This is a genomic window from Mycolicibacterium rutilum, assembly GCF_900108565.1.
GTDB lineage: Bacteria > Actinomycetota > Actinomycetes > Mycobacteriales > Mycobacteriaceae > Mycobacterium > Mycobacterium rutilum.
On the sequence record NZ_LT629971.1, the window covers coordinates 3,782,330 to 3,800,264 of the forward strand.

Below are 17,935 nucleotides of genomic sequence, written 5' to 3' on the forward strand. Positions count from 1 at the left end.
GTGGGGCAGCGCACGGCCAGATAACGGCGCAGCGGGTGCGTAAATCGACCCGCAACCGGGCATCCCACACCGTGTCTGTCCTGGCCGAGTGGTTCCTCACCTCCCGTGAGCGCGGCAACCCGAGCTGGGAACTGCCCGCGTGGAGCGAGGGCAACCAGGCCGAAGCGCTGATCCACGGTGCGGCTTATTTCGATCGGCTCGTCACCGAAGTGGAGACGCTGGGCCCCGGCGACCACTTGTTCTTCGCCGACTGGCGCGGCGACGCCGACCAGCGGCTGCGCGACGCCGGGCCCACGGTCGCGGAGCTGTTCCGGTCGGCGGCCGAGCGCGGCGTGCAGGTCAAGGGACTGATGTGGCGGTCCTACCCCAATCGGCTGCAGTTCAACGAGGAGCAGAACCGCCACCTCGCCGAGGCCATCGAGCGCGCGGGCGGCGAGGTGCTGCTCGATCAGCGGGTCCTGCTCGGCGGGTCGCACCATCAGCGGCTGGTGCTGTTGCGCCATCCCCGCACCCCGCGCCGCGACGTCGCGTTCATCGGCGGCATCGACCTGTGCCACTCCCGCCGCGACGACGCCTCGCACCGCGGCGACCCGCAGGCCATCCAGATGTCGCAACGCTACGGCGAGCGCCCACCGTGGCACGACGTCCAACTGCAGGTGCGCGGCCCGGTCGTCGGTGCACTGGACCAGACGTTCCGCGAACGCTGGACCGCGCGGGCGCCGCTGAACCTGTTCAACCCGTTCGAGTGGCTGCGCGACCGGTTCCAGGGCGACGCCGCCCGGCCCGAGCTACCGGAGCAGCCGCCGGATCCGCCGCCGTGCGGTCCGCACGCCGTGCAGGTGCTGCGGACCTACGGCGACGCGTTGATCCAGTACGAGTTCGCCAAGGAGGGGGAGCGCAGCATCGCGCGCGGCTACACCAAGGCGGTGCGGCGGGCGCGTCGGCTGATCTATCTGGAGGATCAGTACCTGTGGTCCGAGGAGGTTGCCGACCTGCTGGTGGGTGCGCTCGAGGCCAACCCCGGCCTGCACCTGGTCGCGGTGGTGCCGCGCCACTTCGACCTCGAAGGCGGGCTGGGCCGGCCACCGACGCTGGTCGGCCGGGAACTGGCGCTGGGCGCCTGCCGCCGCGCGGCGCCGGACCGGGTGCATGTCTTCGACGTCGAGAACCACGAGGGCACACCGGTTTACGTGCACTCGAAGGTGTGCGTGATCGACGACACCTGGGCCTGTATCGGCAGCGACAACTTCAACCGGCGATCGTGGACGCACGACAGCGAGCTGTCGTGTGCGGTGCTCGACGCCGACGGTGGATTCGCGCGCGATCTGCGGTTGCGGCTGCTGCGCGAACACCTGGACAGGGCCGATGATGGCAGCGAGGACGGCGGGTTGGCCGACCTGGACACCGCGGTCGACGAGGTCGTCGCCGGGGCAGAGCAATTGGAGGCGTGGCACGCGTCGGGACGCGAGGGAGCGCGGCCGCCGGGGCGGCTGCGCCCGCATTCGGTCGAGCGCGTGGACCCGTGGACGCGGCTGTGGGCCGAACCCGCCTACCGGGTGCTGTTCGACCCGGACGGACGGTCCTACCGCGACCGGCTGCTGGGGCGGCGGCCGTGAAGCTCGACGAGTGGTTTCTCACCGCCGAGGAGCGCGGCAACCCCGACTCGGACCTGCCCGCCTGGTGTTCGGGCAACCACGTCGAGCCGCTCGTGCACGGTGCGACGTATTTCGATCGGCTGGTCACCGAGGTCGAGGCCCTGCAGGCGGGTGATTACGTGTTCTTCACCGACTGGCGCGGCGACCCGGACCAGAAGCTGCGCGACGACGGGCCGACGATCCGCGAATTGTTCTGCAGCGCAGCCGAACGCGGCGTGATCGTCAAGGGTCTGGTGTGGCGGTCGCACCTGGACAAGCTGGCCTACAGCGAAGAGGAGAACCGTCACCTCGGCGAGCACATCGAACGCGCCGGCGGTGAGGTGCTGCTCGATCAGCGGGTCCGCATCGGTGGTTCGCATCATCAGAAGCTCGTGGTGATCCGGCATCCGGACGAGCCGCAGCGCGACGTCGCGTTCGCCGGCGGCATCGACCTGTGCCATTCGCGTCGCGATGACGCGGCGCACCACGGTGACCCGCAGGCGTTGCAGATGCATGAGGCGTACGGCGACCGGCCGCCCTGGCACGACGTGCAGTTGCAGTTGCGGGGACCGGTCGTCGGAGCGTTGGACCAGACGTTCCGGGAACGCTGGACCGACCCGGCGTCGCTGGACATGCTCAACCCGCTGGCGTGGCTGCGGGACAAGTTCAGCGGCGCGGACATGACCGCGGACGCGCTGCCCGAGCAGCCGCCGGACCCGCCGGTGTGCGGACCGCATCACGTTCAGGTGTTGCGCACTTATCCGGATGCGCACTTCGCCTACGATTTCGCGGTCCACGGCGAACGCAGCATCGCCCGCGCCTACAGCAAGGCGGTGCCGCGGGCGCGACGACTGATCTATCTGGAGGACCAGTACCTGTGGTCCAAGCGGGTCGCCGTGCTGTTCGCCAAGGCGTTGCGCGCCAACGAGGATCTGCATCTGGTCGCGGTGGTGCCGCGGTATCCCGACGTGGACGGCAAGCTCGCGTTGCCGCCCAACCAGGTCGGGCGGTGGCAGGCGATCGAGACGTGCCGGCAGGCCGCGCCGGACCGGGTGCACGTGTTCGACGTCGAAAACCACGCGGGCACACCGGTGTACGTACACGCCAAGGTCTGCGTCATCGACGACGTGTGGGCGTGTTCGGGCAGCGACAACTTCAACCGGCGGTCGTGGACGCACGACAGCGAGCTGTCGTGCGCGGTGCTCGACGAGGACGGCGTCTTCGCGCGGGATCTGCGGTTGCGGCTGCTGCGCGAGCATCTGGACCGCGCGGACGACGGGAGCGAGGACGGCGGACTGGCCGACCCGATGACGGCCGTCGACGAGATCAACGCAGCGGCAGACGCGCTCGACGCCTGGCATGCGTCGGGACGGGTCGGGCCGCGGCCGCCCGGCCGGCTGCGTCCGCACAAGGCCGAGCGGCTGGGCTTGCTCACGCGGGTGTGGGCCGAGCCGGCGTACCGGCTGATGTACGACCCGGACGGTCGGTCGTACCGCGACCGGCTCCGGCGCCGACTGTGACTCGCGCATCGGCGTCGATTCTGCGCTGAGGGCTGTCGTCGCCCGCGAATCACCGCCCTGGCCGCAGAATCGAGCTGTTAGGCCAGGCGCCTACGATCAGCGCCATGACGGTCGTCCTGGTGCACGGTGTCCCCGAAACTGATGCGATCTGGAACGCACTCGTCGACGCGCTCGGTCGCGACGACGTGGTGCGGTTGTCGCCGCCCGGCTTCGGCGCACCGCTGCCACCCGACTTCGGCGCCGGCCACCGGGACTACCGGGGCTGGCTGGAAGCCGAATTGGAGCGGATCGGCGCACCGGTCGACCTGGTCGGACACGACTGGGGCGGGCTGCACGCGGTCAACGTGGCGATGCACCGGCCCGATCTGCTGCGCAGCTGGGTGAGCGACGACATCGGGATCTTCGACGCCGACTACGTCTGGCATGACGCCGCCCAGGTCTGGCACACACCCGGCGCCGGCGAGGAGTTTCTCGACACCATGATGGCCGGCAGCGTGGACGAGCGGGCGGGTCAGCTGACGGCGATCGGCATCCCCGGGGAGACCGCGCGGTCACTGGCGGCCGCGCAGGGCGCCGACATGCGGCGCGCGATCCTGGCGTTGTATCGGTCGGCCGCCCAACCGGTGATGGCCGAGGCCGGAGCGGACCTCGAGAAGGCCGCCGCCCGACCGGGGTTGTGCCTCGACGCGACCGAGGACCCGTTCGTCGGGACCGCAGAGAACCGGCGCCGCGCCGCGCAGCGTGCCGGTGCGCAAACCGTGGTGCTCGACGGCCTCGGGCACTGGTGGATGCTGCAGGACCCGGCCCGAGGCGCCGACGTGCTGTCCCGGTTCTGGGCCGAACTCGGCTGACCGCCGTCCTATCCGCGGCGCAGGTGATAGCGGCGTTCGGGCCGGCCGACGCCGTACTGCAGCCGCAACTCGAGCGCACCGGTGCTGAGGTAGTGCTCGAGGTACCGGCGGGCGCTGACGCGCGAAATTCCTACCAGATCAGCGCATTCGGCGGCCGACACCTCGCCCGCAGAGCGGACCGCGTCGAGGACGAGCCGGCCGGTCTCGGCGCCGAGTCCTTTCGGCAACATCGGTGCCGGGGCGCCGGCGTGGCCGAACAGCGAGTCGATCAGCGACTGGTCTACCCCGCTCGCGGACTCCAGCGCGTCGGCACGGGTGGCGAACGCCTCGAGTTTGGCTTTCAGTTGCCCGAATTCGAACGGCTTGATCAGGTAGTCCGCGGCGCCGCCGTCCAACGCGCCCTTGACCGTGTCGAGTTCGCGGGCCGCGGTGATCACGATGACGCCGACGGAGTCACCCGCCGACCGCAACCGCTGCAGGACGTCCAGACCCGTCATGTCGGGCAGGTACACGTCGAGCAGGATCAGGTGCGGCCGCAGTTCGGCTGCGGCCGACAGCGCTTCGGCGCCGGTGCGGGCGACGCCCACCGGGCGGAACCCGTCCACCCGCTCGACGAATCGGCGGTGGATCTCGGCGACCATGAAATCGTCGTCGACGATCAGCACGTCACGCATGGCCGGCCCGCTCGCTGACGAACCCGACCGGCAGGCGGACCTCGAACCGCGCGCCGCCGTCCGTATCATCGCTGACCGCAACGGTTCCGCCGTGTTGGGCGGTGACCAGCCGCACCAGCGCCAGCCCGATGCCCCGGCCGCCGGGGACCTCGGGTTTCGAGGTGACGCCGCGCGCGAAGATGGCCTCGCGCAGATGCTCGGGCACACCGGGGCCGGAGTCGACGACGGTGATCTGCAGACCGTCTCGGTCGTCGACGCGGACAGTGACCCGCGCGGGATCCGCGCCGACCGAGACGTCCACCGCATTGTCGACCAGGTTGCCGAGCAGGGTGATCACATCGGTGGCCAGCGCCGGGTCGAGTGTGCTCAGATGTGACCGCGGGTCGATCGTCAACACCACCCCGCTCTCGGCCGCCAACGTCGTCTTGGCGATCAACAGAGCGGCCACCGCAGGATCGGAGATCGCCTGTGTGACTGCATCATTGATCTCGGCGCGCCGCCGGGTCAGGGTCCCGATCAGGTCGCGCACCGACTCGTACTCGCCGAGTTGCACCAGGCCGGAGATGGTGTGCAGCTGATTGGCGAACTCGTGCGTCTGCGCGCGCAGCGTATCCGTCACGCTCTTGTGCGACGACAGCTGCCCCTGCAGGGCGGCGAGTTCGGTGCTGTCGCGCATGGTGGTGACGGTGCCGATCTGCTGACCCTGGCTCGTCGCCGCGCGCCGGTTCAGCGCCAGCACCCGGGTCCTGGTCACGATCACCACGTCGCGGCCGTCCTCTCCGGACAGCAGGAACTCGACCACGGCGGGGTCGATGCCGACCGAGTCCACCCGCTGCCCGACCGCGTCGCCGGTGATCCCGAGCAGCTCCTGGGCGCTGTCGTTGAGCACCGTGACGACCCCCTCGGGATTCACCGCGACCACACCTTCACGAATGCTGTGCAGCAACGCTTCTCGATGATCGGCGAGGCCGGCGATCTCGGCGACCTCCAATCCGCGGGTGTGGCGTTTGATGCGGCGCGACAGCAGCCACGACGCCAACAGCCCCAGCGCCGCACCGAGTCCGAGGTAGAACAGCATTCGCTCACCGGCGCCACCGAGCAGCGCCCAGGCCGACGGGTAGGGCTCGCTGACCGACGCCAAGGCCAACACCCGCCCGTCGGTGTCGAGGATCGGCACCTGCCCGATCAAATTGTGCACACCGTCGATGTCGGTGTCGCCGAACCACGCTCGGCCCTCGTCGGCGCGGCTCGGGCCGAGGTCGACCCGCGTGCCGACGCGCGACGGCTCCGAGGACGCGCGCACCGTGCCGTCGGGGTCCAGGATCTCGGCGAGTCCCGCGCCCGACAGCGCGACCGCACGGTCCACTTCCGGTGCCAGCACCCGCGACGCGAACGGGTCGGCGTACCGGTCGCGCACCACGGGAGTCGAGGCCATGTTCTCGGCGACCGCGATCATCCGCTGCCCCCTCACCTCGCGGAACTCCCGCGTCGACTGCGCCACCGAGACCGCGCCCACCGCCACCAGGACGACCGCGACGACCAGCACCTGGAACACCAGGAACTGGCCGGCGAGGCTGCGCAGGATGCGGGTGGGTGACCACGCTCGCGCCGTCATGTTCATAACGACCAAAACGTCCTTTGCGTACTTATCGGTGACGCGTGTCACTGTGCGGTCCAGTATTGCTGAGCATCACAGCAGATTGGGGACGAGGTGAAAACGACGCCCACGAGGACCGTGCTGGTTCTCCTCGCGATCGTGGCGCTGCTGCTCAGCGGCTGTGGGGTGACCCGCAACGACGACGACCGCGGGCTGCACCGGCTGCGCATGATGGTGCCCAACAGCCCCGGCGGCGGCTATGACCTGACCGCGCGGACCGCGGTGAAGATCATGGAGGACGACGACATCACCGGTCGCGTCGAGGTCTTCAACGTCATCGGCGCCGGCGGCACCGTCGCGATGGCGCGGCTGATGAACGAACGCGGCAACGACGACCTGATGATGACGATGGGGCTCGGCGTCGTCGGCGCCGCCTATACCAACGGCTCGCGGATCAAGGCCTCCGACGCGACGGCGCTCGCCAAGATGATCGAGGACCCCGGCGCGATCTTCGTGCCCGCGGATTCGCCGTTCAAGACGGTGCAGGATTTCGTCGCGGCCTGGAAAGCCGATCCGGCGAACATCACCATCGGCGGCGGCTCCTCCCCGGGTGGTCCCGACCACCTGTTCCCGATGGAGACCGCACGCGCCGTCGGGATCGACCCGCGCAAGGTCAACTTCGTCACCTACGACGGCGGCGGCGACCTGCTGACGGCGCTGCTGGGCAAGAAGATCACCGCAGGCACCTCCAGCCCCGGCGAGCTGATCGACCAGATCGAGGCCGGCCAGCTGCGGGTGCTCGCGGTGTCCAGCGACGAGCGCGTCGAGGGAGTCGACGCCCCGACGCTCAAAGAGTCCGGTATCGACCTGACGTTCGCCAACTGGCGCGGAATCCTTGCTCCACCAGGCATTTCCGATAGCGCGAAGGAGACGATGATCAAGGTGCTCGAGGAACTGCACCAGACCCAGGGTTGGAAGGACGCGCTGGTGAAGAACGGCTGGACCGACGCGTTCGTCACCGGCGAGGCCTTCGAACAGTTCCTGGTGGACCAGGACAACCGCGTCTCGTCGACGCTGACCGAACTGGGATTGCTGTGAGTACGCCCGAGCCCACTACCGAAAGACGCATCGACTGGGCGCAATTCATTGTGTGCGCCGTGCTGGTCGCGGTCGGGGCGTTCTTGATCTACGACGCGTTGTCGCTCGAGGCCGGGTTCGCCAAGGTCGATCCGGTCGGACCGAAACTGTTCCCGATCGTGATCGGCGTCGTGTTGATTGTGCTCGCGGTCGTCCTGGCGATCGCGATCCCGCGCGGCTCGGTCGGCGAGGCCGACGCGGGCGAGGACGTCGACCCGGACACGCCGGGGGACTGGCGCACGGTGGGTCTGCTGGTCGGCCTGTTCGTCGCGGTGATCGTTGCGGTCCAGCCGCTGGGCTGGGCGATCACCGGTGCCCTGCTGTTCGCGGGCGCGGCAACCATTCTCGGCAACCGGCATTACGTCCGCAACATCGTCATCGGGGTGGTGCTGTCGGTGCTCAGCTTCTACGCCTTCTACTCCGGGCTCGGAATCCCGCTGCCGGCAGGCATTCTGGATGGGATCCTGTAGATGGAACTCGACATGCTGCTTTCGGGGTTCGAGCAGGCCGTCACCCCGATGAATCTGCTGTACGCCGTGATCGGGGTGCTGCTGGGCACTGCCGTCGGCGTGCTGCCCGGCATCGGGCCCGCGATGACGGTGGCCCTGCTGCTCCCGGTCACCTACAACGTCAGCCCGAGCGCGGCGTTCATCATGTTCGCCGGCATCTTCTACGGCGGCATGTACGGCGGGTCGACGACGTCGATCCTGCTCAACACGCCCGGAGAATCGTCGTCGGTGATCACCGCGATCGAGGGCAACAAGATGGCCAAGGCGGGCCGCGCCGCGCAGGCGCTGGCCACCGCGGCGATCGGGTCGTTTGTCGCAGGCGCGATCGGCACCGCGCTGCTGGCGGCGTTCGCGCCACCGATCTCGCGGTTCGCGGTGACGCTCGGGGCGCCCTCGTATCTGGCGATCATGGTGTTCGCCCTCGTCGCGGTCACGGCCGTGCTCGGCGCTTCCAAACTGCGCGGGGCCATCTCACTGTTCCTCGGGCTGGCGATCGGGATCGTCGGCATCGACTTCCTCACCGGCCAACCGCGCGCGACGTTCGGCATGCCGCAGCTGTCCGACGGCATCGACATCGTGGTGGTCGCGGTCGCGATCTTCGCCGTCGGCGAGGCACTATGGGTCGCCGCGCACCTCCGGCGTCGGCCCTCCGACGTCATCCCGGTCGGCAGGCCGTGGATGGGCCGCGACGACTTCCGTCGCTCGTGGAAGCCGTGGTTACGCGGCACCGCATACGGTTTCCCGTTCGGCGCGCTGCCCGCCGGCGGCGCCGAGCTGCCGACCTTCCTGAGCTACATCACCGAGAAGCGGCTCTCGAAGCACAAGGACGAGTTCGGCAAGGGCGCCATCGAGGGCGTCGCCGGCCCGGAAGCGGCCAACAACGCCTCGGCGGCGGGCACTTTGGTGCCGATGCTGTCGCTGGGGTTGCCCACCAACGCCACCGCCGCGGTGATGCTCACCGCGTTCGTGTCCTACGGCATCCAGCCCGGCCCGACGCTGTTCGAGAAGGAGCCGCTGCTGATCTGGACGCTGATCGCGAGCCTGTTCATCGGCAACTTCCTGCTGCTGGTCATCAACCTGCCGCTAGCGCCCCTGTGGGCCAAGCTGTTACGCACGCCGCGGCCCTACCTGTACGCCGGCATCCTGTTCTTCGCGACGCTGGGTGCGCTGGCGGTCAACGTCCAGGCCGTCGACCTGGCGCTGCTGCTGGTGTTCGGGTTGCTCGGCTTGATGATGCGCCGGTTCGGCTTACCGGTGCTGCCGCTGATCATCGGGGTGATCCTCGGACCACGCATCGAACGTCAACTGCGGCAGTCACTTCAACTCGGCGGCGGGGACTGGTCGAGCCTGTTCACCGAGCCGGTCGCGATCGTCGTCTACGTGCTCATGGCGATCCTGCTGCTGATGCCGCTGGTGCTGCGGCTGCTGCACCGCAGCGAAGAGACGCTGCTGGTGGTCGAGGACGACGCGGACCAACGGGAGAAGGCGGTGCAGTCATGACCGACGACCGCTTGCGGGAGGAGGCGACATGATCGTCGTCGGATACAGCGCCGATCCGTTCGGCCGGGCGGCGCTCGAGCACGGCATCGCCGAGGCGCGCCGACGCGACACCTCGCTGCTGGTCATCAACTCGACATCCGGTGAGGCCTACGCCGATCCGCGGTTCGCCCAGGAAACCGAGGTGCACGACGTCGAGAAGCGGCTCGACGAGTGCGGTGTCGCCTACGAGCTCACCCAGCCCGTCGGCGTGGACACCGCACGCGAACTGCTGACGGCGATGGAGCGCCCGGACGCCGAGTTGCTGGTCATCGGGATCCGGCACCGCAGCCCGGTCGGCAAGCTGCTGATGGGCAGCGTGTCGCAGCAGGTGCTGCTGGACTGTCCCAAGCCGGTGCTCGCGGTCAAGCCCGACGACAGCTGACGTAACCCGCGCCACATTTGTTTCGGCCGCGTTTCGGGCGCCCCCTCGGCAAAGACCCGGCCAAGTGAGCGGGTGTTGACGTTTCGGACACCGAGGTGCAACGGCCGCGGAATGGCCGGCCGCCACTGTTAGGGCCGTGAACACTGCGAGCCGAACCATCGAGCACTGGGACGCCGAAGACGTCGAGGCCTGGGAGGGCACCAACGGCAACCCACCGGGCAAAGCCATCGCCAAACGCAACCTGATCTGGTCGATCTTCGCCGAGCACGTCGGCTTCTCGGTGTGGTCGATCTGGTCGGTGATGGTGCTGTTCATGCCGCAGAACGTCTACGGCATCGACGCGGCAGGCAAGTTCTACCTGGTCGCGATGCCGACTCTGGTCGGCGCCGTGATGCGGATCCCGTACACCGTCGCGCCCGCGAAGTTCGGCGGCCGCAACTGGACGATCGTCTCGGCGCTGCTGCTGCTGATCCCGACGGTGCTGACGCTGTGGGTGATGAACAACCCCGGCACGTCGTACACGACGTTCATGGTGGTGGCCGCGGTCGCCGGCCTCGGCGGCGGCAACTTCGCGTCGTCGATGACCAACATCAACGCGTTCTATCCGCAGCGGCTCAAGGGCTGGGCGCTCGGCCTCAACGCCGGCGGCGGCAACATCGGGGTGCCGGTGATCCAGCTGGTCGGCCTGTTGGTGATCGCCGCGGTCAGCAACACCGCACCCGAGATCGTCTGTGCCATCTACCTCGTGCTGATCGCCTGCGCCGCACTGGGCGCCGCGGTGTTCATGGACAACCTCGGCAACCAGCGGTCCAATCTGGGCGCGATGGCAGAAGCGTTGCGGTTCAAGCACTCCTGGGTGATGAGCTTTCTCTACATCGGTACGTTCGGGTCGTTCATCGGGTTCTCGTTCGCGTTCGGGCAGGTGCTGCAGATCAACTTCCTCGCCGGCGGAGACACCGCGGCCGAGGCGTCGCTGCACGCCGCCCAGATCGCGTTCATCGGCCCGCTGCTCGGCTCGATCTCCCGGCCGTTCGGCGGCAAGCTGGCCGACCGGATCGGCGGCGGCAAGATCACGCTCTACACCTTCGTCGCGATGATCTTCGGCGCCGGGGTGCTGGTCGCCGCCGGCGTCCTCGACGACGGCGCGCCGGGGGCGCCGACCGGCGGGCAGATGGCCGCCTACGTCGCCGGGTTCATCCTGCTGTTCATCCTGTCCGGGATCGGCAACGGTTCGACCTACAAGATGATCCCGTCGATCTTCGAGGCCAAGGCCCGGGGCCGCGACGGCCTGAGCCGCGAGGAGAAGGCGGCGTGGTCGCGCAGCATGTCGGGCGCGCTGATCGGGTTCGCCGGCGCGATCGGCGCGCTGGGCGGCGTGGCCATCAACATCGTGCTGCGGGCGTCCTACGTCAGCGACGCGAAGTCCGCGACCAACGCGTTCTGGGTGTTCCTCGCCTTCTACGTGGTCTGCGCGGTTGTCACCTGGTTCGTGTTCCTGCGGATGCAGACCTCGCGGGCCGGCGCCGGTGAGCAGATCGGCCGCGCCGCCTCCCCGGTGCCCGCCTGACGCCGATGGTGACCCGCTCGGCGTGCTCGTACTGCGGCGTGGGTTGCGGTGTCGAGGTGCACACCGCGACCGACGAGGCGACCGGCGTGCCCGTCATCGCCCGGGTCTCTGGAGACAAGCTGCATCCGGCCAACTTCGGCAGGCTGTGCACCAAGGGCGCCACCCACGCCGAGATGATGCGCGCCGACGACGGGCGGTTGACGACCGCGCTGGTGCGTCCCTCTCGTGGCGCTGAACCGGTGCCCACCTCGGTCGACGACGCGGTGGCCGAGGCGGGGCGGCGGCTGCGGGCCATCGTCGACGAACACGGGCCCGACGCGGTCGCGCTGTACGTGTCGGGTCAGATGTCCATCGAGGCGCAGTACCTGGCCACCAAACTGGCCAAAGGGTTCCTGCGCACCGTGCACATCGAATCCAACTCGCGGCTGTGCATGGCCAGCGCGGGCACCGGGTTCAAGCAGTCCCTCGGCGCCGACGGCCCGCCCGGGTCGTACACCGACTTCGACTGCGCCGACCTGTTTTTCGTCATCGGGTCCAACATGGCCGACTGCCATCCGATCCTGTACCTGCGGATGGCTGACCGGCTCAAGGGCGGCGCCAAGCTCATCGTCGTCGACCCCCGCCGTACCGCCACCGCGGAGCGCGCCGACCTGTTTCTGCAGATCCGGCCCGGCACCGACCTGGCGCTGCTGAACGGGTTGCTGCATCTGCTGGTCGAATCCGGCGACATCGACGCCGATTTCATCGCCGAGCACACCGAGGGCTGGGAGGCGATGCCGGCGTTCCTGGCCGACTACACCCCCGCGCGCGTCGCCGCTATCACCGGGCTGGCCGAAGACGACATCCGCACGGCCGCACGGATGATCGCCGACGCGGGGGAGTGGCTGAGCTGCTGGACGATGGGCCTCAACCAGAGCACCCACGGCACCTGGAACACGAACGCCATCTGCAACCTGCACCTCGCCACCGGTGCGATCTGCCGGCCGGGCAGTGGGCCGATGTCGCTGACCGGGCAGCCCAACGCGATGGGCGGACGCGAGATGGGCTACATGGGACCGGGATTGCCCGGCCAGCGGTCGGTCCTGTCAGCCGACGACCGCGCCTTCGTCGAGCGGCAGTGGGGTCTGCCACCCGGCACCATCCGCGCCGAGGTCGGCCCGGGAACCATCGAGATGTTCAAGGGCCTGGCCGACGGCGCCATCAAGGCCTGCTGGATCATCTGCACCAATCCCGTTGCCACGGTGGCCAACCGGTCCACCGTCATCGCGGGCCTGCAGGCCGCCGAACTCGTCATCACCCAGGATGCCTACCGCGCGACGGCCACCAACGCATACGCCGACATCGCGCTGCCCGCCGCCCTGTGGGCCGAGGCCGACGCGGTCATGGTCAACTCCGAACGCAACCTCACGCTGCTGCCGCAGTCGATTCCCGCAGCGGGACAAGCTCGCCCGGACTGGCAGCTGATCAGCCAGATCGCCGCACACCTGGGCTTCGGTGAGGATTTCGCCTACACGAGCAGCGAGCAGATCTTCGACGAGATCCGCCGGTTCTGGAATCCGAAGACCGGTTACGACCTGCGCGGCGCGACCTACGCGCGGCTGCGGCAGACTCCGCTGCAGTGGCCGTGCCCGCCGGGCGATGAGGCCGACCGTCACCCGATCCGGTACCTCAACGACGGCGTCAGCCAGGACCACTTCGTCGACGAGCACGGGCACGCCCCGCGACTGGCGTTCCCGACCCCGTCGCGGCGCGCGATCTTTCACCCGCGGCCGCACCTGGACCCGCGCGAACTGCCCGACGACGACTATCCGCTGGTGCTCAACACCGGTCGGCTGCAACACCAGTGGCACACGATGACCAAGACCGGCCGCGTCGAGGCCCTCAACCGGCTCGACGACGGCCCGTTCGTCGAGATCCACACCGACGACGCGCGTGCGCTCGACATCGACGACGGCCAGCGCGTGGAGATCACCTCCCGCCGCGGCCGCGCGGTACTGCCGGCGCGAGTCACCGACCGGGTCCGCCCTGGCCAGTGCTTTGCGCCGTTCCATTGGAACGACGCGCACGGCACCGATCTCACGGTCAACGCGGTGACCAGCGACGCCGTCGACCCCGACTCGCTGCAACCGGAGTTCAAGGTGTGCGCGGTCAACGTGCGGCCGGTCGCGTCGCCGACCCTCACCGACGACGAATCATTGTATGTCGCAGGCTTTCTCGGCGGCCTGGAGGCGGCGTGGGCCGAGGCTCCCATACTGCCGGAATCGGCGCCGGTGAGCGTCGCGGTGCGGCAGTGGATCAACGGACTGGTCGCCGAGCGTGCCCCCGAGACCGCGCCGGCCGGCGACGGTCCGCTGGTGGTGTGGGCCTCGCAGACCGGCACCGCCGAAGGCGTCGCGGCGGCACTCGCCGTGCGGTTACCGCAGGCCCGGCTGGTGAGCATGGACGACATCTCGCCGGCCGCTCTCGCCGCCGCCCGCGAGGTGCTGGTGGTCACGAGCACCTTCGGCGACGGCGGCCCTCCCGACAACGGTGCGGGGCTGTGGACGCGGCTGGCCGCGTCGGAGGCGCCGGACCTGACCGGCGTGCGGTACGCGGTGCTGGGCATCGGGGACCGGTCCTACGATGACTTCTGCGGACACGGCCGGGCCGTCGACGCCCGCCTCGCCGAACTCGGCGGCACCCGGCTACTCGACCGCGCCGACTGCGAGGCCCACGACGACGCGCCGATCCGCCAGTGGGCCGACGACGTGGTCGCGCTGCTCACACCGGGCCTCGACACGGGCACACCCGCGCCGGTGCGCGCCGCCGAGCCGTTCACCCGCGCCAACCCCGTCGTCGTGCCGCTGTCACGCAACGTCGAGCTGACGGGGCCGAACTCGCGGAAAGAGGTGCGCCAGTTCGGGTTCGACATCTCCGACCACGACCTGACCTACGCGGCCGGTGACTCGCTGGGGGTCTACCCGACGAACGACCCGGCCGTCGTCGACGCCTGGCTCGCGGCGACCGGCGTGCCCGCACACCACCCGGTCGAGGTCGACGGCGAGGAACTGCCGTGGCGGGACGCGCTGCTGGCGCACTACGACTTCTGCCGCATCACCCCGGACCTGCTGCGGTTCATCGCCGAGCACAGCCGCGACGCGAAGGCGCTGCGGGCGCCGAAACCGAAACTCGACCGGTGGCTGCAGGGTCGCAGCGGGCTGGACCTGGTGCAGGAGTTCGTCGTGCACGCCGATCCCGACGAATGGCGCGAGGTGCTGGTCCGGTTGACGCCGCGCAGCTATTCGATCTCGTCGAGCCCGCTGGTCAGCCCGCACGAGGCGCAGCTGACGGTCTCCGTGGTCCGTTACCGCGGCGCCGACGGCGGCGCGCGCGGCGGGGTGTGCTCGACGTTCCTGGCCGACCGGGCGTCGTCGGCGCCGGTGTTCCTGCAACGCTCGCCGCACTTCCGGCCGCCCGAGGACGGCACGATCCCGATGATCATGGTGGGACCGGGCACCGGGGTCGCGCCGTTCCGCGGCTTCCTGCAGGAGCGACGCGCCCTCGGGCACCGCGGCCGCAACTGGCTGTTCTTCGGCGAACAGCACCGCGACCAGAATTACTACTACCGAGACGATTTCGAGGACATGGCCCGCGACGGGCTGCTGCACCGGCTCGATCTGGCGTTCTCGCGGGACCAGGCGTCGCGGGTGTACGTCCAGCACAAGATGACCGACCAGGGCGCCGAGGTGTGGCGCTGGCTCGACGACGGCGCACACCTCTACGTCTGCGGCGACGCGTCGCGGATGGCCAAGGACGTCGACGCCGCCCTGACGACGATCATCTCGACCCACGGCGGGATGTCGCACGAACAGGCACACGACTACAAGCGCGAACTGGTCGCGGCCAAACGCTACGTGCGCGACGTGTATTAGATCTCGGTGAACATGGGGTCGCCCAGGCCGTCGGCCGCGGCCGGTTCTTGGCCCGATGCGGTGAAGGCGGTCAGTGCGCGCACGAGACCACGCCGCTGAGATGGCGCCATTTGCTGCACGATTCGGGCAAGGTGTTCGCGTCGGCGAACGGTGACACGGCGAACAAGATGCTGCCCGCGGTTCGTCAATGACACGACCACCTCCCGACGTGAGTCTGGGTTCTGGCGGCGGTCGACCAATCCGGCGGTCACCAGTCGATCCACCATTCGGCCGGTGCTCGAAGGCTGAACGTCCAGATGTGTGGCAAGGGTTGCGAGCTTCATTGGTCCGCGTGATGCCAGGAGCACCAACGTCCGGAACTGGGTGATCGTGATCGACTCGTCGACGGTGGCGATCGAGCGTGCCGAGATCCCGATCAACAGCCGCGAAGCCGTCAGTAGAGCGTCAGTGATGGCATCCACGGAGTCGTCGAGGTCTTTCTCCCGACGCTCGGTCATCTGTATCTCCGGGCTGTTTTGATTGTTGTGAAGTGCAATCATTGCATAGTGCTAGTATTGCCGCTATGCGCGTGATCCGGAAACCGTCGCTGCCACACGGTTTGAGCCGCAAACTGTTTCGATTCCCGATCTACGTCTACCGAGCCCGGCTGGGCTGGCTTTTCGGTGAGCGACTGCTGTTGCTGACCCATAGAGGGCGCGTCTCCGGACAAGAACGACATGTCGTGCTCGAGGTTGTCGAGCATGACCGGCGCGACGGCAGCTACGTGGTCGCCTCGGGTTGGGGAACTGGTGCGGCGTGGTATCAAAACATTCTGCGCACGCCCAACGTCGTCATCCAGATCCGCAATCGCAAGATTCAGGCGACTGCGGTTCAGTTGAGCACAGCGGATGGTGCCGAGATCTTCGCGAACTACGCCGGGCGTCACCGCGTCGCGGCGAGGTTCATGCTGCCTCGCGTGCTCGGGTTCGCTGTCGACGGTTCGGATGCGGACTTCCGCGCGGTGGGAAGGCAGATCCCTTTCGTGCGCTTCGTCCCCCGCATCTGAGAATAAGGAAAGTTGTTGACCCGGGGAGTCAGGTCGCCGATCCGTCAGGCGGTTGCGGGCTCAGGAGTGCGATCATTGCCTCGACCTGCTTACGGTCCAGCACCACGGTCGACCCGTCGGGCAACCCGAGGATCCGGTCCGTCGCGATCCCGTAGAGCTTGAGGCGCTTGACGCAGACATCAAGAATTTCCTGTCGCGATGTCGGATCGGGTGCGTTGAGCGTGCCGACCAGGGTCTTGCGCATGCTGGCGGCGAAGCCCTGGATCATGTCGCCGACACCCTCGGGATCGAAGGTGTCGAAGACGCCTTCGTATACGCCCTGGGCGATCACTTCGGTGAGCACGGGACGGAACAGGTCCTCCCAGATGGTGATGATCTGGTCGAACAGCGCTTGGTTGTGCGGTTTCAGCAGTGACGCCATCGCTGCGAGCTGTTCGGGTGCCCCCATGGCCATCTTGACCTCATAACTCGCGGCGAGCCCGGCGTTGAGCCGCTCGAGCGCGTTCGCGCCGGCCTGTTCGAAGACCGGTTTCAACCTGTCGAAGGCTTCGGCGGCGCTGCGCTCAGCCAGAGCGGTGACGAGCGCCTCTTTAGACGGAAAGTAGTGGTAGAAAGCGCCTTTCGAGGTCCCGGACACGGCAAGGAGGTCGTTGAGACTGACATTGTCATAACCGTATTCGAGGAAGAGTGCCAGTGCTTGATCGAGCACCTCGACCTGTCGAATGTCCTTCTGTTTCACTACACGCGGCATGGCACCATCGAATCAGGCGGATCTCTTCATCCATCCCACATAGGTGAGATACACGCCGCAGAGTGCGAGCAGACCGAATGCTATCCGTACGACGGCGATAGCGGGTTGCGTAGCGGTGGCGGCCTCGGCGCCGTCGATGAGCAGTTGTGGTGCCGCTAGCAGCACGAAACCCCGAAGCAGCAGAAACCAGCCGAACAGCGAGATGAGCACTGCAGCTGGTCCGCGCCAATATTGGTGGAAGGCAACGATGAACAGGCCGCTGCCGAACAGGAGTGCACCCAATGTCCATGGCCACATCGGGTCGGCCGAGAAGCTGGACAACTGTCCGAGGCTTCCCGCCCTGATGGCGACGATCGCGGGTACCACGGCGATGAAGGGTCCGAGCACGCGGGCGAATGACTGGGTCCGCTGAGTCGGGTCGATTGTCATTACGCGCATCTAGACACCTTTCGTCGAAGTGACTGGCCGACGGTTCGGGCGCATGACGGGGACCATCGCCCGCTCCTGCGATTAGACCACTGGTCTAAAACCGGGGCAAGTCCTTCCGGCACGGTCCATCGGCGAGCCTGTCGACGCACGGTCGGGTTTCGACCGCCCGCGCGCCGCAGTCCCCTTCACGAACCGCCTGATCGTAGGAGGCGACGTCATACCTGACGCATCAACGGTGTGCCGGATGGTCTGCCACACGTGCGGACGTTGATCAATAAAACGTATGATCGCAGTAATCATTCAATTCTTTAGCTGGGAGTATTCCGACAAATATTGATCGTCGGTGCACAGTGGTCATACGCTTTCATCAAGTACGTCCGTAGATCCGC

At 68.3% G+C, this 17,935-nt stretch carries 15 protein-coding genes; 10 read left to right on the forward strand and 5 right to left on the reverse strand.

What is annotated here, in order from left to right; translation table 11 throughout:
• The first annotated feature begins 71 nt into the window (after positions 1-71).
• From BLW81_RS18340 to BLW81_RS18350, 3 genes are all read left to right on the forward strand, one after another.
• On the forward strand, positions 72-1,616 hold the full coding sequence (locus tag BLW81_RS18340; protein WP_083408409.1) for a phospholipase D family protein: 1,545 nt from the start codon (positions 72-74) through the stop codon (positions 1,614-1,616).
• Positions 1,613-3,154, forward strand: coding sequence for a phospholipase D family protein (locus BLW81_RS18345; RefSeq protein ID WP_083408410.1), 1,542 nt, complete (start codon positions 1,613-1,615; stop codon positions 3,152-3,154). The genes BLW81_RS18340 and BLW81_RS18345 overlap by 4 nt, the downstream gene beginning before the upstream one ends.
• Positions 3,155-3,258: 104 nt before the next feature.
• Entirely contained in the window at positions 3,259-4,005 is a 747-nt protein-coding gene (locus BLW81_RS18350; protein WP_083408411.1) for an alpha/beta fold hydrolase, read from the forward strand.
• Positions 4,006-4,013: 8 nt separating this feature from the next.
• Here BLW81_RS18350 and BLW81_RS18355 read toward each other — a convergent pair whose 3' ends face one another.
• Together BLW81_RS18355 and BLW81_RS18360 are read right to left on the reverse strand one after the other, a co-directional pair.
• Positions 4,014-4,679: a response regulator gene (locus tag BLW81_RS18355; protein ID WP_083408412.1), complete on the reverse strand. Its 666-nt coding sequence runs from the start codon at positions 4,677-4,679 to the stop codon at positions 4,014-4,016.
• Entirely contained in the window at positions 4,672-6,294 is a 1,623-nt protein-coding gene (locus BLW81_RS18360; protein WP_083410634.1) for a sensor histidine kinase, read from the reverse strand. Before BLW81_RS18360 ends, BLW81_RS18355 begins: the two co-directional genes overlap by 8 nt.
• Before the next feature lie 120 nt (positions 6,295-6,414).
• On the opposite strand from BLW81_RS18360, the gene BLW81_RS18365 reads away from it, so the two are divergent.
• From BLW81_RS18365 to BLW81_RS18390, 6 genes are all read left to right on the forward strand, one after another.
• Positions 6,415-7,374, forward strand: a complete 960-nt coding sequence (locus BLW81_RS18365) for a Bug family tripartite tricarboxylate transporter substrate binding protein (protein ID WP_173839643.1) — start codon at positions 6,415-6,417, stop codon at positions 7,372-7,374.
• Entirely contained in the window at positions 7,371-7,883 is a 513-nt protein-coding gene (locus BLW81_RS18370) for a tripartite tricarboxylate transporter TctB family protein (RefSeq protein WP_083408414.1), read from the forward strand. The genes BLW81_RS18365 and BLW81_RS18370 overlap by 4 nt, the downstream gene beginning before the upstream one ends.
• Entirely contained in the window at positions 7,884-9,422 is a 1,539-nt protein-coding gene (locus tag BLW81_RS18375) for a tripartite tricarboxylate transporter permease (RefSeq protein ID WP_083408415.1), read from the forward strand.
• 28 nt (positions 9,423-9,450) lie between these two features.
• Positions 9,451-9,843 (forward strand): universal stress protein, encoded by a 393-nt coding sequence (locus BLW81_RS18380; protein WP_083408416.1) that lies wholly within the window; start codon positions 9,451-9,453, stop codon positions 9,841-9,843.
• Between the two features lie 136 nt (positions 9,844-9,979).
• Complete coding sequence (locus BLW81_RS18385; protein WP_083408417.1) at positions 9,980-11,410, forward strand: nitrate/nitrite transporter; 1,431 nt, start codon at positions 9,980-9,982, stop codon at positions 11,408-11,410.
• Between the two features lie 5 nt (positions 11,411-11,415).
• Positions 11,416-15,321 carry a bifunctional nitrate reductase/sulfite reductase flavoprotein subunit alpha gene (locus BLW81_RS18390; RefSeq protein WP_173839644.1) on the forward strand — a complete coding sequence of 1,302 codons (3,906 nt, stop codon included), beginning with the start codon at positions 11,416-11,418 and terminating at the stop codon, positions 15,319-15,321.
• Here BLW81_RS18390 and BLW81_RS18395 read toward each other — a convergent pair.
• The gene (locus BLW81_RS18395) at positions 15,318-15,818 is read right to left on the reverse strand and encodes a MarR family winged helix-turn-helix transcriptional regulator (protein WP_083408418.1); all 501 of its coding nucleotides are present in this window, start codon (positions 15,816-15,818) and stop codon (positions 15,318-15,320) included. The genes BLW81_RS18390 and BLW81_RS18395 overlap by 4 nt on opposite strands.
• Before the next feature lie 65 nt (positions 15,819-15,883).
• On the opposite strand from BLW81_RS18395, the gene BLW81_RS18400 reads away from it, so the two are divergent.
• Positions 15,884-16,366 (forward strand): nitroreductase family deazaflavin-dependent oxidoreductase, encoded by a 483-nt coding sequence (locus BLW81_RS18400; RefSeq protein WP_083408419.1) that lies wholly within the window; start codon positions 15,884-15,886, stop codon positions 16,364-16,366.
• Between the two features lie 28 nt (positions 16,367-16,394).
• On the opposite strand, the gene BLW81_RS18405 is transcribed toward BLW81_RS18400, so the two are convergent.
• Positions 16,395-17,117 carry a TetR/AcrR family transcriptional regulator gene (locus tag BLW81_RS18405; protein WP_083408420.1) on the reverse strand — a complete coding sequence of 241 codons (723 nt, stop codon included), beginning with the start codon at positions 17,115-17,117 and terminating at the stop codon, positions 16,395-16,397.
• A gap of 12 nt (positions 17,118-17,129) precedes the next feature.
• Positions 17,130-17,555, reverse strand: coding sequence for a hypothetical protein (locus tag BLW81_RS18410; RefSeq protein ID WP_083408421.1), 426 nt, complete (start codon positions 17,553-17,555; stop codon positions 17,130-17,132).
• Between the last annotated feature and the right edge of the window lie 380 nt (positions 17,556-17,935).

Bases quoted from the DNA above. Each gene is read 5' to 3' on its own strand.
- BLW81_RS18350 (WP_083408411.1), top strand. From the start codon at position 3,259: ATGACGGTCGTCCTGGTGCACGGTGTCCCCGAAACTGATGCGATCTGG.
- BLW81_RS18355 (WP_083408412.1), bottom strand. From the start codon at position 4,679: ATGCGTGACGTGCTGATCGTCGACGACGATTTCATGGTCGCCGAGATC.
- BLW81_RS18360 (WP_083410634.1), bottom strand. From the start codon at position 6,294: ATGACGGCGCGAGCGTGGTCACCCACCCGCATCCTGCGCAGCCTCGCC.
- BLW81_RS18375 (WP_083408415.1), top strand. From the start codon at position 7,884: ATGGAACTCGACATGCTGCTTTCGGGGTTCGAGCAGGCCGTCACCCCG.
- BLW81_RS18380 (WP_083408416.1), top strand. From the start codon at position 9,451: ATGATCGTCGTCGGATACAGCGCCGATCCGTTCGGCCGGGCGGCGCTC.
- BLW81_RS18390 (WP_173839644.1), top strand. From the start codon at position 11,416: ATGGTGACCCGCTCGGCGTGCTCGTACTGCGGCGTGGGTTGCGGTGTC.
- BLW81_RS18395 (WP_083408418.1), bottom strand. From the start codon at position 15,818: ATGACCGAGCGTCGGGAGAAAGACCTCGACGACTCCGTGGATGCCATC.
- BLW81_RS18400 (WP_083408419.1), top strand. From the start codon at position 15,884: ATGCGCGTGATCCGGAAACCGTCGCTGCCACACGGTTTGAGCCGCAAA.
- BLW81_RS18405 (WP_083408420.1), bottom strand. From the start codon at position 17,117: ATGCCGCGTGTAGTGAAACAGAAGGACATTCGACAGGTCGAGGTGCTC.
- BLW81_RS18410 (WP_083408421.1), bottom strand. From the start codon at position 17,555: ATGCGCGTAATGACAATCGACCCGACTCAGCGGACCCAGTCATTCGCC.